At 39.7% G+C, this 19,339-nt stretch carries 16 protein-coding genes; all 16 read left to right on the forward strand.

Annotated features, from left to right (window positions below; translation table 11 throughout):
* The first annotated feature begins 155 nt into the window (after positions 1 to 155).
* A complete protein-coding gene (locus tag L8T27_RS07585; protein WP_237941208.1) occupies positions 156 to 1,610 on the forward strand; it encodes a diadenylate cyclase in 1,455 nt (484 codons plus the stop codon).
* Between the two features lie 78 nt (positions 1,611 to 1,688).
* Positions 1,689 to 2,351 (forward strand): hypothetical protein, encoded by a 663-nt coding sequence (locus L8T27_RS07590; RefSeq protein WP_237941209.1) that lies wholly within the window; start codon positions 1,689 to 1,691, stop codon positions 2,349 to 2,351.
* Between the two features lie 203 nt (positions 2,352 to 2,554).
* Complete coding sequence (locus L8T27_RS07595; RefSeq protein WP_237941210.1) at positions 2,555 to 4,168, forward strand: DUF1593 domain-containing protein; 1,614 nt, start codon at positions 2,555 to 2,557, stop codon at positions 4,166 to 4,168.
* Positions 4,169 to 4,360: 192 nt separating this feature from the next.
* Positions 4,361 to 6,058 (forward strand): methyl-accepting chemotaxis protein, encoded by a 1,698-nt coding sequence (locus tag L8T27_RS07600; RefSeq protein ID WP_233314313.1) that lies wholly within the window; start codon positions 4,361 to 4,363, stop codon positions 6,056 to 6,058.
* Between the two features lie 113 nt (positions 6,059 to 6,171).
* Positions 6,172 to 7,233: a C45 family autoproteolytic acyltransferase/hydrolase gene (locus L8T27_RS07605; protein WP_233314312.1), complete on the forward strand. Its 1,062-nt coding sequence runs from the start codon at positions 6,172 to 6,174 to the stop codon at positions 7,231 to 7,233.
* Positions 7,234 to 7,320: 87 nt separating this feature from the next.
* Complete coding sequence (locus L8T27_RS07610; protein WP_237941211.1) at positions 7,321 to 7,866, forward strand: Rossmann-fold NAD(P)-binding domain-containing protein; 546 nt, start codon at positions 7,321 to 7,323, stop codon at positions 7,864 to 7,866.
* Positions 7,867 to 7,982: 116 nt separating this feature from the next.
* On the forward strand, positions 7,983 to 8,978 hold the full coding sequence (locus L8T27_RS07615) for an AraC family transcriptional regulator (protein WP_237941212.1): 996 nt from the start codon (positions 7,983 to 7,985) through the stop codon (positions 8,976 to 8,978).
* 137 nt (positions 8,979 to 9,115) lie between these two features.
* On the forward strand, positions 9,116 to 10,384 hold the full coding sequence (locus tag L8T27_RS07620) for a glycoside hydrolase family 1 protein (protein ID WP_237941213.1): 1,269 nt from the start codon (positions 9,116 to 9,118) through the stop codon (positions 10,382 to 10,384).
* Positions 10,385 to 10,549: 165 nt separating this feature from the next.
* Entirely contained in the window at positions 10,550 to 11,848 is a 1,299-nt protein-coding gene (locus L8T27_RS07625) for an MFS transporter (RefSeq protein ID WP_237941214.1), read from the forward strand.
* A 76-nt stretch (positions 11,849 to 11,924) separates the two neighbouring features.
* Positions 11,925 to 12,827 carry an alpha/beta hydrolase gene (locus tag L8T27_RS07630; protein ID WP_237941215.1) on the forward strand — a complete coding sequence of 301 codons (903 nt, stop codon included), beginning with the start codon at positions 11,925 to 11,927 and terminating at the stop codon, positions 12,825 to 12,827.
* Positions 12,828 to 12,861: 34 nt separating this feature from the next.
* The gene (locus L8T27_RS07635) at positions 12,862 to 15,771 is read left to right on the forward strand and encodes an alpha-L-rhamnosidase (RefSeq protein WP_237941216.1); all 2,910 of its coding nucleotides are present in this window, start codon (positions 12,862 to 12,864) and stop codon (positions 15,769 to 15,771) included.
* Between the two features lie 251 nt (positions 15,772 to 16,022).
* The gene (locus tag L8T27_RS07640; protein WP_237941217.1) at positions 16,023 to 16,451 is read left to right on the forward strand and encodes a GNAT family N-acetyltransferase; all 429 of its coding nucleotides are present in this window, start codon (positions 16,023 to 16,025) and stop codon (positions 16,449 to 16,451) included.
* Positions 16,452 to 16,484: 33 nt separating this feature from the next.
* A complete protein-coding gene (locus L8T27_RS07645) occupies positions 16,485 to 16,796 on the forward strand; it encodes a putative quinol monooxygenase (protein WP_233314304.1) in 312 nt (103 codons plus the stop codon).
* A gap of 47 nt (positions 16,797 to 16,843) precedes the next feature.
* A complete protein-coding gene (locus tag L8T27_RS07650) occupies positions 16,844 to 17,404 on the forward strand; it encodes a DEAD/DEAH box helicase family protein (protein WP_233314303.1) in 561 nt (186 codons plus the stop codon).
* Positions 17,405 to 17,553: 149 nt separating this feature from the next.
* Positions 17,554 to 18,357, forward strand: coding sequence for a helix-turn-helix domain-containing protein (locus tag L8T27_RS07655; protein ID WP_233314777.1), 804 nt, complete (start codon positions 17,554 to 17,556; stop codon positions 18,355 to 18,357).
* Between the two features lie 21 nt (positions 18,358 to 18,378).
* Positions 18,379 to 19,299, forward strand: coding sequence for a DMT family transporter (locus tag L8T27_RS07660; RefSeq protein WP_237941218.1), 921 nt, complete (start codon positions 18,379 to 18,381; stop codon positions 19,297 to 19,299).
* The last annotated feature ends 40 nt before the right edge of the window (positions 19,300 to 19,339 follow it).

Below are 19,339 nucleotides of genomic sequence, written 5' to 3' on the forward strand. Positions count from 1 at the left end.
AAAATGAAATCATAAAAAATTTCCAAAAGAGAAAGCTCTAATGGTTGGCAAGTTTCCAATTACCGTTGTTGCAGCAAAAGTTTAACTTGTGTCTATTTTTAGTTTGAATCAAGTAATCTATCACTCACACAAAAACACTAATATCGGAGGCTTTTATGAGACAATACCAAACGCTCCAAGAGACTTATTCTTTTTCGGAAAGTTATCAAGAACAGTTAGCTGACACGATGCGAGAAACATTTGATATAGTATCGATTAAAGACAAACCGATTGTCAGTTTATTTAAATTAGATTATTCCCTTAATACTAAAAATAAAAAGCCGAGTTATAATACGCTGCAAGTAAATAACATAGCCATTATCTTCGACCCGGAGTATAACTATAAAATAGAGATGAATCAGAAGCATCGTTTTCCGCTTCGGTCCACTTCATATTATTCGGAGGATGTGTCCTCTGATAATAAAGTAAAAGAATTCTTTAAGGATTATATCGACGACACGCTTACTGCGTTGTTTGCGAAAAGAAAGTCGGAAATAATAGACATCTTCTGCAGTTTCATAGAAAGTGAGAATACGGTTGTTATAGAAGTAGTGGAAATGAAAACAGGAGAGTTTAAAAAGTACAGAAACAGTGGATTTTTTCATCAATTAGTTTCAGATTCTATCGTATATGCGAGCAAGCCTCTTATTCATGAAGGAATGGAACATTATATTAGCACAAATAACATCGTCCGAAATGTTGCTGAGAAATATATTAGCAATACATTTTTATCCATTCTTGAAGTATTTGATTTAGCAATCTATCAAAAGTTAAATGAGATTGCGACGAGTTACTACGAAGGAGCTGAATGCTGCGGCAAGATCCTCTTTTGCAAGGAGAATGATATAGTTAACAGTGCTGTAATGTTTGTTGATAGAATGCCGCTCACTAATTATAAAGGCGTTCGTAAATTACTAGAGATAGCCCAAGAAAATATATATCTCCTATCTAATGGCAAGGAAATAATCGGCTTCATTGAATGGACTAATGAGCTGAATAATCGCATAAACGGCTACTCTGTGACTTTTGTAAGTCATGCTAATTGGGATTTAGAAGAAACAGGAAATAGAAAGAAAAAGATATTTCATGTTAGTTATGGCATTCCCCAATTCCCAAAAGCGCCTTTAGAAGAAGCGGAATTTGCAGCATGCTTCAATCAAGCCTTTTCGAATCGGTATCATTACCGAGCGATTTGGGATTTGTGTACACAAGCTAAAAATCAACAAAAAGGTACGATGCTCGTTATTTCAGAACAAGCTGCAGCAGAGGCTAGCCGCCTGTCGAATCAATGCATACGCTTAGAATATAAAGCAGATAACAAAAATTTCTTCAGCTCTATCAAACATATTTCCGCTATTGATGGAGCGGTGCTGCTTCATCCAGATGGGAATTGTCATGCTATCGGTGTTATACTAGATGGCACTGCAGATACACGTTTCGGTGATCGATCAAGAGGTGCAAGATATAATTCTGCATATCGCTATTTACATAGTACTAAGTATAAAAATTGTCTTATTCTTGTAGTTTCAGAGGATGGAATGATTGATTTGATACATACGAACAAATTATAAGGAACAGCCTTGGGATAAGAACCCAAGGCTTTCCTTTTTAGGATGATAAATAGTATAGAACGAATAGGGAGGCAACAAATGGAAATAACTACATTGTTTGTTGGAATTGATACAAATATTTCCTTACAAAGAAATTTAGATAAAAGAAAAAAACGGCAAATTAAGAGGACAGATTTAATAGAACTAACTCCGAATGTTTCTTATGCCTCGTACAGAAAAGACGAGACGATAATCCGTACCTATTTTTTAAAAAAAGAAGTTATTTTATTTGTTGAAGTAACACCCTTTATAAAGGAAATGGAAGAAATCTTTGGAATATGCAGTTCTGACTTGGATGTGATCACTACAGATCTATCACATGAAGCCCTTATACCAAAATTTGAGCATGTGTTAAAAGAGTATGAAAACCAAACGAGGCACTTTCCTATACTTCATGCATACGGGCAAAAATCCTGGCATGATGAAGCCTTGATTGTTGCTAATAAGGAGGCATTAATAAAGCTGAAAAATGCCATTGATGTTGCCTTAAAGTATGGAGAAGGACGCCTCTCTGCATCAACAAGTGATGGTGAAGGATATGACCTATACGTAAAATGTCTTAATGGGGATGCAGAAACGAATGAAGTTTGGAGAAATTTGGAGCTGCCTTATCATGACAGAGAGATGTATGCTCCACAGGAGGAAGAAGTCGATCCATACTCTATAAATTCTGTTTACAGCCAACTTTTGAACAGGCAGTAAACCAGCAAAAATAGGCTAATAGTAAGATGAAAACGCTATATTGATAAGGTAGAATATCGTTGTAAACGCTTAAAATACATATGGACATTAGGAATGTTACCTAACGGGCATAACCTAAACAAATGCATGGCTAAATCCGTGTGTTTGTTTAGGTTTTTTGTTTTTCTCCCGTTAGGTAATCTTCTAAAATCCAAAAAGAGGGGATGAAAAGGATGAAAGGAAAAGGGTTAATTACTTTGTTGCTGATATTTGCTATCATTGCAGCGGGCTGTTCAAACAGCAAAGAGGAAACTAATTCATCTAACGAAACAAAAACAGAAAACAGCAGTGACAGCAAACCAGCTGAAAAGCAAAAAGCCAGAACGGTTATTACAACAGATGGCGAAGTGGATGATATGAACTCTGTACTCCGCTACTTAGTGTATGCCAATGAGATGGATTTAGAAGGAATTGTGCTGACAAGCTCTGTCTACCATTATGCAGGTGATAAAGCAAAAGGAATTGAACCTTTTAGATGGACAGGGACCCAATGGCTTACAGATATGATTAATGCGTACGAAGAGGGTTATCCTAATTTGGTGAAGCATGCTGACGGCTATCCTGAACCAGATTACTTACGCAGCATTACAAAAATCGGTAATATTTCTAATGTAGGGGAAATGGAAGAAGAGACAGAGGGATCTGAGTTCTTGAAGGAACTGTTCCTCCATGATGATGACAGTGATTTATATGTGCAAACATGGGGTGGAACAAATACAACGGCCCGTGCATTGAAATCGATTGAAGAAGAATATAGCAAAACAGATGATTGGGAGAAGATTAAATCGAAAGTAAGCGATAAGCTTGTTTTATATATCATTTTGGACCAGGATGACAGCTACAGTAAATATATTGCTAAAAACTGGCCAGATATCCGCATCATTAATGATACCTCGAATTTCTGGCATTTTGCATACGCGTGGAAATTACATTCTGAGGAATTAAACACAAAGCTTACTGGTGATTGGCATAAAGAAAATATTGTCGGTCATGGTCCGTTAATGGATATGTATGCATTAATGGGTGACGGCAAGATGATAGAGGGAGAGCTTTTCGAAGAGCAGCGCGGTACGGAAGAATACTTACAGAAAAATCCTCAATATCAAAAGTATGATTTTATTTCAGAAGGTGATTCTCCATCCTTCTTCTACTTAATCGACAATGGACTAAGAAGCTTGGAGGACCCGACATATGGAGGCTGGGGCGGCCGCTTTGACGCTGTGAGCAGCAAGGTGTATAAAAACACTGTTACAGACTTTAATGTGTACGCAAACCGCTATGAAGCAGAGTATTCTTTAACACGCTGGTTTGATGATATACAAAGCGATTTTGCAGCAAGGGCAGATTGGCTGACTGCAGAAAGCTATGAGGATGCAAACCATAATCCAACAGTTGAGGTAGAAGAAGGTTTGGATTTGGCGGTTGAAAAGGGAGAGGAAGTGACGTTGCATGCTAATGGCAGCGATCCAGACGGTGATGAAATCTCCTATAAATGGTGGAGATATTTTGAAGCAGATACGTACGAAGAGTCAAAGGTAGCTAAGAACGACACAGTTTCAGATGTAACAGATGGTCTTCAGCTTGGCCTTCATCGTGAATTGGCAGAAGGAGAAGCAACGGATACGATTGAATTAACAGGCAAGGACACAAAAACAGTGAGCTTCACTGTGCCAAAAGATGCGAAATCTGGAGATACACTTCATATTATCGTAGAGGTGCAGGATGACGGTGCACATAAGCTTAAATACTATCAGCGTGTTATTCTAACTGTAAAATAAACAATTGTCTAAAGGCGGTGGAAGCTATTCTGCCGTCTTTTTTCCTATTGTATAGAAGTTATGGAAACTCCTTCCTCTGTTGTACAACAATATTTTCAAATGAAGATGAAAAGTGATTAATTTTCACAAATTTGGACCGATACAACCATTAGCATCATTAAATTGCTAATTTTTTAAGGGATGGGAAAGTGTATGAAATTACAGCTTAAGATGAAATTAGGCACAAAGATTAACTTAATTGTTGTTGCCATTATTATTGTTTTATCCGTGGTAGTCGGGTATGTGGCAAATAGTGAGATTACAAGGGGAATAAAGGAGTTTGCAACAGAAAAAGCAAAAGGTGATCTTGCGCTTAGTTATAACTATGTAAATAGTGAATACCCTGGCGAGTGGAAAGCGGACGGAGATAAGCTTTTAAAAGGCGAGACAATAATCAATGATAATAATGAATTAGTCGACATAATTGGCAAGGACACGCACGATACAGTTACATTCTTCTTAGGTGATACAAGAATTGCGACGAATGTAATGACAGACGGCAAGCGGGCAACAGGTACACAAGCATCACAAGAAGTAATTGACACCGTTATTAATAATGGAGAAACATACTACGGCGAAGCAAATGTAGTCGGGAAAAACTATCAGACAGCCTATATGCCTCTGAAAAATGCAGCAGGGGAAGTTGTAGGTATCATGTATGTTGGTGCCTCAGAAGAAATGATTGATAATATCCTGTCTTCTTTCTTAACGAAATTTGTGATTGTATTAATCATTATGGTTGTTATTGCAGTGGCAGTCGTTCTTTTATTTACAAATTCAATAAGAAAAAGACTGAAAAAGCTTACTGCAGCCTTGGAGTTGGCAGGCAACGGCGATTTTACTTCAAAAGTGGAGGATAAATCGACTGATGAGCTGAGCCTATTATCTGTAAGCTATAATAAAATGACAGACAGTTTAAAATCGATGATGAATGAAGTTATCTCAACATCTGAACAGTTAGCTTCTTCTTCAGAACAGCTGACGGCAAGCTCAGAAGAAACAAGCAAAGCGACAGAAGTAATTACAGAATCAATCCAGCAGGTCGCAAATGGTGCAGACCAATCAGCATCAAATGTACAAGACAGTGCTGCTGCTCTTGTTGAAGTAACAGAAGGCATTCAATCAATTGCTGATAATGCTCAAGCAGTTTCCGATGTCGGCTTGAAGGCGACTGAAAAAGCGAAGAATGGCGGACTGTATGTGGATAAAACGGTTCAGAAAATCACTGAAATCAATCATTCTGTTGCCAAAACAGGGGAAGCGATTAAAAATTTGGACTCCCGTTCACAAGAAATCGAGAAAATTACTAATGTGATTACAGATATCGCTAATCAGACAAATTTACTAGCGTTGAATGCTGCAATTGAGGCTGCCAGAGCAGGGGAAAACGGAAAAGGCTTTGCTGTTGTTGCAGATGAAGTCAGAAAGCTTGCCGAACAGTCTCAAGCATCTTCTGCTCAAATATCAGCACTTATTAAGACAATCCAAGCAGATATGGTCCAATCTAATGCGTCAATGGAACAAGTGACATTGGATGTAAAAGAGGGCTTGGAAATCGTCGAGCAGACGAAAGCGAACTTTACAGAAATTATGGACTTTATGCAAAATCTTACAGAGCAAATTGAAGGAATGGCTCATACTTCGGAAATACTTGCTGCAGGCACACAAGAAGTGGCGACAACTGTTTCAGAGATACAAAATATTTCTGGACAAACATCGATGCATTCACAAAATGTTGCCGCCTCAGCAGAGGAGCAGCTAGCATCCATGGAAGAAATTGCTGCATCTGCTCAAGCTTTGTCTCATTTAGCAGAGGACTTAAAAGAAGTAATCAGCAAGTTCAAAGTATAATTGATTGCCAGTCTCCAATAATTGGGGACTGGTTTTTCAGGTTAAAAGTATATCTCTTCCATTTCCCTCCTTTTCCAAGTATGCTAAAGAATAGCAGAGATGGGGGATATGAGATGAAAAAAGTTTATGCAGATGTCATGCAATTTCGTGGAACACATTATGACTTTGGTTATAAGCAAGGAGAATATTTTAAAGAATCAATCCTTGTAAAGAACAGGGAAAGGCAATGGAAGGTAAGAAAGCCGAAATTCAAGATAGATATCGAGGAAACCCGACTTATCTTTGCTAAATTCGCCCCGTTAATCTGGGAGGAATTTGAAGGCTTTCGTGATGCATTAGGATGGCCGATGGACAAGGTGCTCCTTGAATTTTGCGGCTATCGTCTTGATATTGACAAGTCAGGCTGTTCAATTTATGTCGGCGGTGATTATTTAATCCGAAACTATGATTATCATCCAAAAACATATGATGGCCGCTATACCATTTTTAAGCCGACTGACGGAGGATATGCCATCATCGGTCCAAGCCAAAGAGGCACAGGCAGAATGGATGGCATGAATGAACAAGGCTTGACGATGGGCTATAATTTCATGAACAGGAAGAAACCGGGCACGGGCTTTGTGTGCAATATGATCGGCAGGCTCATCTTAGAGCTTTGCAGTACGGCAGAAGAGGCGGCCGCTTTGCTCAAAGAAATTCCCCACCGTCATTCCTTTAGCTATGTATTGTTTGACAGAAGCTGTGAAACACCATTTATAGTGGAAACCTCTCCAAGAAGAGTGGAAGTGAGAAGAGGCTTTTCTTGTACAAACCATTTTAATATTATGACAGAAGAAAACCGCCATGTTCTAGATGATTCGAAAAGACGCCTCGAAATTATCGAGACCCATCAAACCAGTTTGATAGGTGGAAAGGAAGCCTTCAGTTTGTTGAATGACTCCAATGCAGGCATATTCTCCAATTTGTATGGAGCTTGGGCTGGAACCATTCATACTTCTGCTTATTTCCCTAAGGAAGGAAAAGCTTGGTTTGCACTTGGCGGTGACCAAGACCCAATTGAATTCAATTTTTCAAACTGGCTTAAAGGAGAAGACTTGCCGATTGAAAAGGTCGAAGGCTTGATTGATACAGATATCCCATTTGTTCATATGGAGCAAGCTGACTGGTATAAATAAACATGTGCACCTGCAATTAAAAAGACCATGGTTCTTTTAATTTGCAGGTGCCTTTTTTACAAACAAAATAATAAGGAGCGGGAATGAATGAAGCATGCATTAGTAGTAGGCGGGAAAGGAATGCTTTCGGAAGTAACGATTTGGCTGGCAAAACAGGGTTATATCGTCTCTGTAATCGGAAGAAATAAACATAGAATGGACGAGATCAGAACCATTTGTCCAAATTCTATCATTCATCCAATTTTGGTTGATTACAGCAAGCTAGAAGATCTAGAGTCAGAATTGCGAAATACTATTCGTATTCATACCAATATTGAGTTAGTGGTTGCTTGGATTCATTCTTATGCAGAAGAAGCTGTTAACCTTATTATAGATACAGTTTCTAAGGATTCAAGCACTTGGCAGTTATTTCATGTGCTAGGAAGTAATGCAGATTTGCAAGTCTTGCAAAGCAGGCTTACAGACAAGCGAAATATGATATATCATCAAATTCAGCTAGGCTTTATGATGGATGATGGTCATTCACGCTGGCTGACGAATAAGGAGATAGCAAGTGGTGTAATCCAAGCTATGATAAACAAGAAGTCTATTCATATAGTTGGAGTAACAGAGCCAAGGGAGCAAAGGCCATAAAAATATTTTTATTTGTGAGTGTTTTAGAGGTTTATATGATATATTTGAAGGAAAAACAAAAGAAAATAAAAACAAACAAAGAAATATGTCTAAATCTACTAAAAAGGAGCCTGCCTGTGAATAGTGCTGAATTAAGAGCAAAGCTTGAAAGCTATAATAAGATGGACCCTCCAGACTGGAATTTTATCAAAACTACTTATCAGGTTGAACCGATTGCGACAATTAATGGCGAGCCGTTGTATGAATTTAATATGATATTTGATCCATCACATAATCCGATTGAAGATAATATCTTCCTGTCCCAATGTCCTGCAAATGCATATGTTCCCATGCATATTCATCAATATATTGAGCTGATATATGTGTATCAGGGCAAATGCAAAATCATTCTTCAAGATGATGCCATCGATATTCTGGAAGGAGGTATGATTATGATAGACAAAAATACTCCTCATACGGTACAGGCGACGACAAGCTATGATATTGTGATTGAAATTAAGCTGAAGCATGATTACTTGTCGACGAATTTCTTGAGCAGATTTACAAATAAAAGTATTATCTCACAGTTTTTAGTCGACTCTCTCATCGGCAGCAGAAGTGCTAATAAATATCTTTTTTTTCCGTTTGAAGCTAGCTCCAACTTTAATAACATTATGGAGCATATTATGTGTGAGTATTTTGATGAAGATGCTTTTACATCAGGCTTGATAGATGCCTATTTGTTTATTATGTTTACGGAGTTGATCCGGCACAGCAACAGCTATACAAGCATGAAGATGAACCATCGAACAGAAAGAGACGTAATTATTGTTGATTTTTTGAAGTATATCGAAAACCATTGGAAGGACTGCAGCCTTGCTTTAATGGCAGAGCAATTTAAATATCACCCTAACTATATTTCTGCTATTCTAAAAAAAGCTACTGGCAAGTCGTTCACTGATTTGCTGCAAATTCAGCGGATTAATAAGGCTGCGCTTTATTTGACGAATTCGGATATGCCGATTCCAGACATTGCCGAAGAGGTTGGTTATTCAAGCGTTTCTTTTTTTTATAAAAAATTCAACGAAATTTTCCTTCAGACACCAAAGGAGTACAGAGAGCAAAACCGTTAATGATAACTTAAGTCTCTTAACTACCTAATATCTTTGAATCGAGCAAACATTTCCTTTGTATTTGCCATTAAATCAATTGAAAACGCTTGCTACAATAAAAGACATAAGAGTAAGCAAAAGATATTAGGGGTGTATACATGATGAGTTTTTCATTTCCAAAGCAATTCCTCTGGGGCTCAGCAACGGCAGGCCATCAGGTGGAGGGCAATAACGATAACAGTGATTTTTGGGCAGAGGAGCAAGTCGAAGGCTCGCCGTATCAAGAAAAATCGGGGGATGCAATCGACCATTACAATCTTTATAAAGAAGATATCGCCCTAATGGCAAGCCTTGGCTTAAAAGTGTTCCGCTTTTCTATAGAATGGTCGAGAATTGAGCCAGAGCCAGGACAGTATTCACAAGCTGCCTTGGATCATTATCGGGACGTTCTTGAAACATGCTATGCCAATAATATGACACCTTTTGTCGCGATGCATCACTTTACATCACCAAAATGGCTGATGCAATTTGGCGGCTGGGCAAGCCCAGATGTACCTGAACGCTTTGCCAACTACTGTGAAACAGTATTCCGTGAGCTCGGTCATTTAATTCCGTATGTTTTGACGATGAATGAGGTGAATCTGCCTGTCATGCTTCGTGAGCTGTTTACGGGCATTGGGTTTATTCCGCCGGTCGGAATTGATCAAGATGCATGGACAGCGCCTAAATGGCGCGAGGCTGCAGCTGAACGTTGTGGTACGACAACAGACAAGTATTTTACTTTCCATATGATATCTGATGAGAAATCGATGAAGCTTCTCCACAAAGCTCATGTTAAAGCGCGCCAAGTGATCAAGGATATTTCTCCTGACACATTAGTTGGCTTTTCCATGGCGCTGTCTGATGTACAATCCATCACAGGGGGCGAGAAAATAGCTGCGGAAAAATGGCATAGCTATTTTGAACAATACTTGCCGATGATGGCAGGTGATGACTTTTTTGGTCTGCAAAACTACACGAGAGAAGTGTACGGTCCAAATGGTCAAGTGCTGACAGAGCATGCAGAACGAACACAAATGGGCTATGAATATTATCCGGAAGGCTTGGCAAATGTCATTCGCAAAGTATCAGCTGCCATCACCATTCCAATCATTATTACAGAGCATGGCATTGCTACAGACAATGATGAAAGACGTGTAGAATTTATCCGCAGAGGATTAGAGGGTGTTCAGGCTTGTATAGAGGATGGTATTGATATAAGAGGTTATTTGCATTGGTCCACTTTTGATAATTATGAGTGGAATTCAGGTTACTCCAAAAAATTCGGATTAATTGAGGTAGACCGCACTACACAAAAAAGGACGGTAAAAGAAAGCGCCAAATACCTTGGCCAAATCGCTCAAACCTGCTCCCTTGTTAACAATTGACCTTACCACTTGCTCCCAAGCTTTTAGGGAGCAAGCTTCTTATTATAGTTATTATTCGATAATCTTTGAATCAAGCAAAAATATTCTTTGATTATCTCATTCATTCGTTTGAAAGCGCTTGCTATAATGTGAAAAAACAATACTAAGGACAAAGTTGGAGGGAAAATGATGGAGACAGTTGGCTGGAAAAGGACACCGTTTAAGAGGTTGATAGTAGCGGCAATGCTTGGTGTCGGTACTGCTATCGCACCACTAGTATTATTAGGATTTGGTCTTTCTACTTTTATTGTAATAAGAATTGTAGGTTCAGAGGATGCGACTGCTGTTTATGGAACGGCATCAGGGATTACAGGAATTGCCATTGTTATTTTTGGATTGTTTGGAGGGGTGATTGCTGATAAGACAAGGCTCAAAATGGGGAGAAGAAGATTTTGGATGGTAGCAGGAAGCATTCTTGGTGCGATTTCCATGCTGATGCTTACCTTTGCATCATCCATTCCTATATTCATTATTTCTTTATGCTTGGTGAATTTCTTTTACGGCATGGTTTCCCTTTCCAGTTATGCAATAGTTCCAGAGCAGGTAGATCCGGATAAATTCGGCCGTGTGTCAGGTTTGATTGGAGCCGCTGGACCTGCGTTAGTTATGTCTGGTCAAATGCTGATGGGGGTGCTCGCCAATTCAACGATTGAACAAAAGATGATTGCATTGATTATTGTCCAGCTGATCGGCGGAATAACGGCGGCACTTTTAATTAAGGATAATTATTTGGCGAAAACAGCCACAATCAGCAAAAAAAACCTTGGTATTCGCGGCTTTTATCCGAGCTATAAACAGTATCCTGCATATACTTGGGCCCTTTTAACAAAGCTGTTCATCAATTTCTCCAATGCAGGATTGAATATGCTCACTTTGTTTTATATTGCCAGATTTCATTTAAGCGAAGCGGAAATTTTTCAAATTATGGGGCTGACTGCGCCTACGATTATCATGATGGTTGGAGCCGGCATTCTCGGCGGGTTTTTATCAGATAAAGTGAAAAAGCAAAAGCCGTTTGTAATGGGAGCGGCCCTAGTTACCGCACTGTGCCTTGTTGCCTTTGCATTCTCCACAAGCGTGGCATGGGTTATTATCGGTAATTTCATCTTTAACTTTGGGTTCGGTATGTACAATGCTGTCGATAATGCCCTTGTAAACCGCATCCTGCCTTCTAAGGAAAATGCGGCGAAAGATATTTCTATCATGAATACAACAACAAATATGGCCTCCACATTAGTCAGCTTTGCAGCTCCAGCTCTGATTGCTTTTGGTGCAAGTACATTTGGCGGTGATGGATACACGCTGTTTTTCCTAGTGCTCGCTGTGTTTTCCATTCTCTCTGCTATCGCTGTTCTTCCGATTCCAGAAATGGAAGGAAAAGGGGATGTTGATGACGAACCTATGGATGAAATCGTCGTTTCCTAAATGTTGATTGGGATGAATATCTATTCATCCCTTTAAGGAAAGTGACGCATAAAGCTGCCAAAGGGGAGAAGCATGTATGAAAATCGAAAAGATTCAGTTATGGGAAGATAATGCTCATGTTACCTTGACTGCCTATCTGCTAGAGAATTCTCAAGAATTTCAAACAGATAAAAAGCGTCCTGCTGTTATTATTTGCCCAGGAGGGGGTTATTTAAATACATCTGACAGAGAGGCAGAACCGATTGCTTTACGGTTTGCTTCAAAAGGCTACCATACATTTGTGTTGCGCTACAATACGTACTTTCGTGAGTGGGTGAAAGATTTCAAACAGCTACCGGAGGTAAATGAGCGCTCTCTCTATCCCAATCCATTACTTGATTTAGCGAAAGCGATATCTTTAGTAAGAAGAAATGCGAAAGAATGGCTTGTAAATCCAGATGCCATTGCTTTATGCGGCTTTTCTGCTGGTGGTCATTTGGCAGCAAGCATGGCTGTTCATTGGCAAGACAGCTTCCTCCAAGAGTCTATTAAAGCAAGCAGCGATTTATTTAAGCCAAATGCTGTTATATTAGGATATCCGCTCCTTGATTATGAATGGATGAAAGCAAAAGTAGAGCGTGATGCGGATGAGAATAAAAAAAGCTTTTGGGAAATATCAAGCAAGGCAGTTTTCGATACAACCACACCTACTGACCAACAGCTAAGAGAAGCAAGTCCTGCCCGTTATGTCACTATAAATACACCGCCTGTCTTCCTATGGCATACAGCCGATGATGATTTAGTTTACGCAGAAAATGCTTTAGTTTTTGCTGTAGAACTAACAAAGCATCATATTCCCTATGAATTACATGTATTTGAAAGTGGTGTACATGGATTGTCGCTAAGTGATGAAACGACAGCAGGCAACGCTGAACACATAAACGAAGCATGCCAGCCATGGTTTGATTTAGCGGCCGCATGGCTGAAAAGGCAGTTCTAATAATGACAGAAATTTTACTAGAAAGGAAGTTACTATGACACACTTAAAAGCAGCATCCTTAACAACTGAGTACCGAACAAATCCACTCGGCATTGATTGTAAAAAACCACGGTTAAGCTGGAAAATCATTTCCGATGAAAGAGGAACATTGCAGCAATCCTACCAAATTCAAGTTTCTGAACATCCTACTTTTGATACATTACTGTGGAATACAGGCATCATTCACTCACAAGCGTCCTTGCATCTTCCATATGAAGGTCCAGATCTAAAAGAAAGAACTAGATATTTTTACAGAGTGAAAGTCTGGGATAATAAAAGCCGCGAATCCGCTTGGAGTGAAACAGCTTGGTGGGAGACTGCTTTGTTTGCCGAATATGACTGGAAAGCACAATGGATTACACCAGATGAAGAAGTGATAGACCGTTTGAGTGAGCCGGCTTTTTGTCTAAGAAAAGAATTTCAGCTGCAAAACGACATTGTATCTGCCCGCATATATGGCACAGGCTTAGGTCTGTATGAGCTGTATGTAAATGGAGAGCGTGTCGGTGATGAGCTGTTTGCTCCCGGCTGGACCAGCTATCACAAACGTCTTCAATATCAGACATATGATATCACATCCCAACTTCAATCGGGACCGAACGCCTTTGGCATCATGCTTGCAGACGGCTGGTATAAAGGGAATATGACATGGGAAAACAAGCGTCATATATACGGCGACAGGCGAGCAGCATTTTTTGAGCTGCATGTAAGATACAATGATGGCACGGAAGATATTATTGTGACAGATCCATCATGGAAAGCAGCATTAGGGCCTGTTGTATATTCAGAGATTTATCAAGGAGAAAAATATGATGCAAGACTTGAGGAGGGTTTCAGTCTGCCTGACTTTGATGACAGCAGCTGGTCTTTAGTGCAAGAACAACAAATGCCTGTAGGTCAGCTGATTGCACAAGAAAATTGGCAGACAAAAGTGACCGAGGTTATTAAGCCTATTGCGGTATTTACGACTCCTTCAGGAGAGACGGTAATCGATATGGGGCAGAACATGGTCGGCAGAATTCGCTTTTTTGTTAAGGCTGATAAAGGAACGAAGATTATTTTAAAGCATGCAGAGGTGCTGGATAAGGACGGAAACATATACTTCGGCAATTTGCGCAAGGCAGACCAGCAAGTAGAATATATTGCAAAAGGAATCGGGCTGGAAAACTATGCTCCGCACTTTTCTTTCCAAGGTTTTCGATATGTGAGGGTGGAAGGGTATCCGAACCAGGAAAACGGGCTTTCTCTCGAGCACTTTGTAGGCGAAGTCATCCATACAGATATGGAGCCGACTGGAGAGTTTGAATGCTCCAACCCGCTTGTAAACAAGCTTCAGGAAAATATTAAATGGGGGCAAAGAGGCAATTTTCTTGATGTGCCGACAGACTGCCCGCAGCGTGACGAGCGCCTTGGCTGGACTGGTGATGCACAAGTATTTATACAGACGGCTTTGTTCAATTATCATGGAGGTCCTTTTTTCACAAAGTGGCTTCGTGACCTCAAGGCAGAGCAGCATCCAGATGGAGGAGTTCCCTTTGTTATTCCAGCTGTAGTCGGCGGTGCCAATGCGGCAGCCTGGGGTGATGCAGCAACAATTATTCCATGGGAGGTTTACAAAGCATACGGAGATAAGCGGTTGTTAGCAGAGCAATATGACAGCATGAAGGCATGGGTTGAGTATATGCGCAGACAAGGGGAAAATGAGTACCTCTGGATTGTCGGCTTCAATTTCGGTGATTGGCTTGCCCTTGATGCACCGTCAGGCAGCTACAGCGGTGCCACACCAAAGGACTTTATTGCAACAGCTTTTTATGCACACTCCACGAGAATTCTGCGTGATGCTGCTAAAGTGCTTGGCAAATGGGAAGATGCTAAAAGTTATGGTTTGCTGCTTGAAAATATAATAGAAGCATTCAATCATGAATTTGTCTCTAAATCTGGCAGGCTAGTGTCACCGACGCAAACCGCCCATGTTCTGGCATTGACTTTCGATCTCGTCGATGGAGGCGTAAAAAAGCGCACAGCACATGAATTAAACGAGCTCATTATTAACAATAATTATCATTTGACAACAGGGTTTGTCGGAACTCCGTATTTATGCTTTGCTCTTTCAAAAGCAGGTCATCACGAAACAGCTGTTAAACTATTGCTGCAAGAGGGCTATCCTTCCTGGCTTTATTCTGTCAAAAAAGGGGCTACAACCATATGGGAGCACTGGGATGGAATTAAAGAGGATGGTTCGTTTTGGAGCGATGATATGAATTCCTTTAATCATTATGCTTACGGCGCAATCGGGGATTGGATGTACAGAAAAGTTGCAGGCCTTGATATGGATGAAGAGCTGCCAGCCTACAAACGAATCCGCATACAGCCAGCATTTGCCGGAATTCACTTAACCTATGCAAAAGCTGCTTTTGAGTCGATGTATGGCAGAATCCAATCCGCTTGGAGCATAACAGCAGACAAGATTGAACTGAAAGTAGAGATCCCAGCAAATACAACAGCAGAAATTGTCTTGCCGTTTGCACAAACAGCGAATGTGTCAGAAGGCGGCAACCCGCTTGCACAAGCAAATGGAATTTATACGTATAAGGAAAAGGATGATACAGTCACGTTAACCATCGGATCTGGCAGCTATCATTTCCAATATGATAACAAGAACGGATTAATGGTTGAATTTACGAAGAACTCACGATTGATTGATGTGCTAGCACATCAATCATCAGCAGCTATTCTCGATAAGCATGCACCATGGATTGCTAAGCCGCCAGGCATTTTTGCGATGAGAACAAAAACATTGCAGGAATTAGCAGAGTTTCCAGAAGCGAACCTGACAAAAAATCAAGTGGATGCTTTAATAGAAGAGCTTAACACCATTGAGTGGAAAGCAGAGTTAGTGAAATAAAGCATTATAAGTCATTCATCAATTGATGAATGACTTATTTCTATTTTAGTAGAAGGGATATAGCCATCTGGTGGAGAATTATTCCAACAAAGACTATGGCCACTTGCAAAAATTACGAGCCTGTGAAGAAAGTAAGGGAAAAATTTTTTCGGATGATATGAATATATTTGGTAACAGCAATATGGATAGGATGCATGATGCACTGAAAACTTTGTCGGACAAATAGAAAGATCGATGGGGTGAAAAGGAGAATGAAAATTTGCAGAGAATCTTATCAAGAAAATAGTGATTTTCTCCGAAAGAGGGTAATAGAATACAATCTTTCCCGCTTGCCAGATGCGGTAAAGCATCCAGTTAACAAACTCTGCTTTACTGCCAGAGATGATAACGAAAAAATCGTTGGCGGTATTTCGGGAGTGATTTTTTGGCATCATTTGCAAATCGAATCATTATGGGTGGATGAGAAAAAAAGAGGGGAGGGATATGGCAGCAGCCTGCTCAAAACAATCGAGGAAAGTGCTATTGAATGCAAATGCACCCATATTCAACTGGATACCTTCAGCTTCCAAGCCCCAGAATTTTACCGGAAACATGGCTATGAGATTGCTGGACTCATTAGTGAACATCCTACAAAGGAAAGCAGCCAGTATATTTTAGTAAAACGTTTAAAAAGATCTTAAGCGAAAAAATAGCATAGAGAAGAGGGATAAACTATGGAGAATTTTGGATTATTAGGAAAGTTTACGGCTAGGGAAGAGAATCGTGATATGCTTGCAGCCATTCTAATTGAAGCCGCATCGCAAATGGAGGCAGTTGAAGGCTGTCAACTGTATACGATTAATCTGCCAGAAACTGAACTTGATAGTGTGTATGTTTATGAGGTATGGAGCAGTAAAGCCGCCCACGAAGCTTCTTTATCCCTTGAAGGAGTGCAAACGCTAATTAATCAGGCGAAACCATTGATTACAGGGATGGAGAGAATGGAAAGCTTTAAGCAGGTGTGGGGCAAGGGAACATTCCGGTGAGTCTGTCTTATTCCCGATAAGTATCAGGTAGGAAGGAAGAATACATCATGAAGTTTGTTCTTATATTTGGACCGCAGGCTGTTGGAAAGATGACGGTTGGCCAGGAGTTAGCCGCCATTACAGGTTTAAAGCTTTTTCACAATCATATGAGCATTGATTTAGTCAGTAATTTTTTCGGATATGGAACGAAAGAAGGAAGCAGGCTTGTAAATCTTTTTCGGCAGGAAATCTTTGAAACAGTCGCCAAAAGCGATTTACCTGGATTAATTTTCACCTATGTGTGGGCATTTAATTTGAAAGAAGATTGGAATTATGTTGAAAAAATCTCTAATATTTTTAAACAACAAGGCGGAACAGTCTATTACGTCGAATTAGAAGCAGATCTCGACGAACGGCTATACAGAAATAAAACTCCGAACAGATTAGAACATAAGCCAACAAAAAGAAATATTGAATGGTCGGAATCAGAGCTAAAAAGCTCTCTGGAAAAATATCGATTAAACTCCCGTGAAGGAGAGATACAAAAAGAAGAATATTTAAAAATAAACAATACAGATAAAAGCCCTAAAGACGTTGCTGCGTTGATTAAAGACAAATTCAAGCTGTAAATTCATTGCTTTGCTTCTTGAATCAGAAGCATGGCTTTTTTTTTTGGCTTTTAGTCAATATCATACAAGAGCAGCTATAAAGTCTTATGCTACACTAATTTTAAGAAAATGAACGAAAAAGGAGGCACGACTCATTGAAGGAAAAAAGAATGGTGAAATTTGATTCTCAGCTGCAGGTGGAAGCATACCATTTTGATGGGATCATGCAGAAATTCCCAAACCATTTCCATGAATATTATGTTATCGGCTTTATCGAAAATGGGCAAAGGAAACTCACTTGCAAAAATAAGGAATTTATTATTAACAAAGGAGATATGGTCATCTTTAATCCTCTTGATAATCATGCATGTGAACAAGTTGATCTTAATGCGTTAGATTACCGCTGCTTGAATATTAATGCTGATATTATGAAGAAAGTAGCTAAGGAAATTATGGGAGTAGATTATCTTCCTTACTTTACTTCACCTGTTCTGGTGCAAACAAGCTTTGCACCACTGTTAAAGGAAGTGCATGAGATGATTATGTCTACCAATGAAGAGCTGGAAAAGGAAGAAAGCTTTTATTTTTTAATGGAACATTTAATCAAAGAATGCAGCATTAAGTATGAAGAAAGTACATCAACAGATGAGCGTCTGCATGCAGTATGCCGCTATATGGAAAAAAACTATACAGAACATTTAACATTAACTGACTTAGCAGAGGTTTGTGATATGAACAAATATACGCTCTTGCGGTCGTTTACACGCAATTTTGGCATTACTCCATATAGATACTTACAAACTATTAGGATTAATGAGGCAAAAAAACTGCTTGAGAGCGGGCGTAAGCCAATAGATGTTTCAATGGAGACAGGGTTTGCAGACCAAAGCCACTTCAGCAATTTTTTCACTGAATTTATTGGTCTGACACCGGGCCAGTATCGGGAGATTTATCAACATAAGAAACAAGCATGACGAAAAGGGCGAGGACAAAAAATGAGAAATCAAACTACAAATGGTCATATAGCAGCACTAGTGACTATTTTTATCTGGGGCATTACCTTTATTTCGACTAAAGTTTTACTGACAGGTTTTACACCGACTGAAATTTTGTTTTTTCGGTTTGCTATTGGCTTTATCATGCTGCTGATTATATTTCCAGCGAGGATGAAAGTAGCAGACAGAAAGCATGAGCTGTTATTTATCTGTGCCGGGTTATGTGGCGTTACCTTATATTATTTGTTGGAAAATATCGCTTTAACGATGACAATGGCCTCTAATGTGGGAGTTATCAGCGGAATTGTCCCGTTTTCAACAGCAGTTCTGACGATGCTGTTTTTGAAAGATGAACGTTTAAAAGGAAACTTTTTTGTTGGTTTTGCAATGGCGATGATTGGCATCTTTTTAATCAGCTATAATGGAAAGGCCAATTTTCAGCTAAATCCACTTGGAGATATGCTGGCAGCTGTCGCAACATTTGCGTGGGCAGCCTACTCCGTGCTGACAAAAAAGATCTCAAGCTATGGCTATCATCCAATCCAGACAACAAAAAGAGTATTCTTTTACGGACTGCTTCTTATGGTGCCAACATTGTTTTTCTTTGATTTCAAGCTTGAGCTTGCCAGGTTTGCTAATCCAATCTATCTATTCAATATTCTATTTCTTGGAATAGGAGCTTCTGCCGTCTGCTTCGTAACATGGAATACAGCTGTCAACATTCTTGGGGCAATAAAAACGAGTGTTTATATTTATATGGTACCTGTCATTACAGTCGTAGTGTCTATGCTTGTGCTGCACGAACAGCTGACAAAGCTGTCAGCATTGGGAATACTACTTACATTAGCAGGACTGGTTGTTTCAGAGGTGAAAATTACGATTAAGAAAAAAAGAGCATTGGGAAGCAGTGCAGTGAAATAAGTTGCTTGTTTAAGGAAGTCTTGCTGATAAATAGCCAGAC

It is taken from the genome of Niallia sp. Man26 (assembly GCF_022049065.2).
Lineage (GTDB): Bacteria > Bacillota > Bacilli > Bacillales > Cytobacillaceae > Niallia.

Excerpts from the sequence above, each read along its gene's own strand:
- L8T27_RS07585 (WP_237941208.1), top strand. The coding sequence starts at position 156 with ATGAGACAATACCAAACGCTCCAAGAGACTTATTCTTTTTCGGAAAGT.
- L8T27_RS07590 (WP_237941209.1), top strand. The coding sequence starts at position 1,689 with ATGGAAATAACTACATTGTTTGTTGGAATTGATACAAATATTTCCTTA.
- L8T27_RS07595 (WP_237941210.1), top strand. The coding sequence starts at position 2,555 with ATGAAAAGGATGAAAGGAAAAGGGTTAATTACTTTGTTGCTGATATTT.
- L8T27_RS07600 (WP_233314313.1), top strand. The coding sequence starts at position 4,361 with ATGAAATTACAGCTTAAGATGAAATTAGGCACAAAGATTAACTTAATT.
- L8T27_RS07605 (WP_233314312.1), top strand. The coding sequence starts at position 6,172 with ATGAAAAAAGTTTATGCAGATGTCATGCAATTTCGTGGAACACATTAT.
- L8T27_RS07610 (WP_237941211.1), top strand. The coding sequence starts at position 7,321 with ATGAAGCATGCATTAGTAGTAGGCGGGAAAGGAATGCTTTCGGAAGTA.
- L8T27_RS07620 (WP_237941213.1), top strand. The coding sequence starts at position 9,116 with ATGATGAGTTTTTCATTTCCAAAGCAATTCCTCTGGGGCTCAGCAACG.
- L8T27_RS07625 (WP_237941214.1), top strand. The coding sequence starts at position 10,550 with ATGATGGAGACAGTTGGCTGGAAAAGGACACCGTTTAAGAGGTTGATA.
- L8T27_RS07630 (WP_237941215.1), top strand. The coding sequence starts at position 11,925 with ATGAAAATCGAAAAGATTCAGTTATGGGAAGATAATGCTCATGTTACC.
- L8T27_RS07635 (WP_237941216.1), top strand. The coding sequence starts at position 12,862 with ATGACACACTTAAAAGCAGCATCCTTAACAACTGAGTACCGAACAAAT.
- L8T27_RS07640 (WP_237941217.1), top strand. The coding sequence starts at position 16,023 with ATGAAAATTTGCAGAGAATCTTATCAAGAAAATAGTGATTTTCTCCGA.
- L8T27_RS07645 (WP_233314304.1), top strand. The coding sequence starts at position 16,485 with ATGGAGAATTTTGGATTATTAGGAAAGTTTACGGCTAGGGAAGAGAAT.
- L8T27_RS07650 (WP_233314303.1), top strand. The coding sequence starts at position 16,844 with ATGAAGTTTGTTCTTATATTTGGACCGCAGGCTGTTGGAAAGATGACG.
- L8T27_RS07655 (WP_233314777.1), top strand. The coding sequence starts at position 17,554 with ATGGTGAAATTTGATTCTCAGCTGCAGGTGGAAGCATACCATTTTGAT.
- L8T27_RS07660 (WP_237941218.1), top strand. The coding sequence starts at position 18,379 with ATGAGAAATCAAACTACAAATGGTCATATAGCAGCACTAGTGACTATT.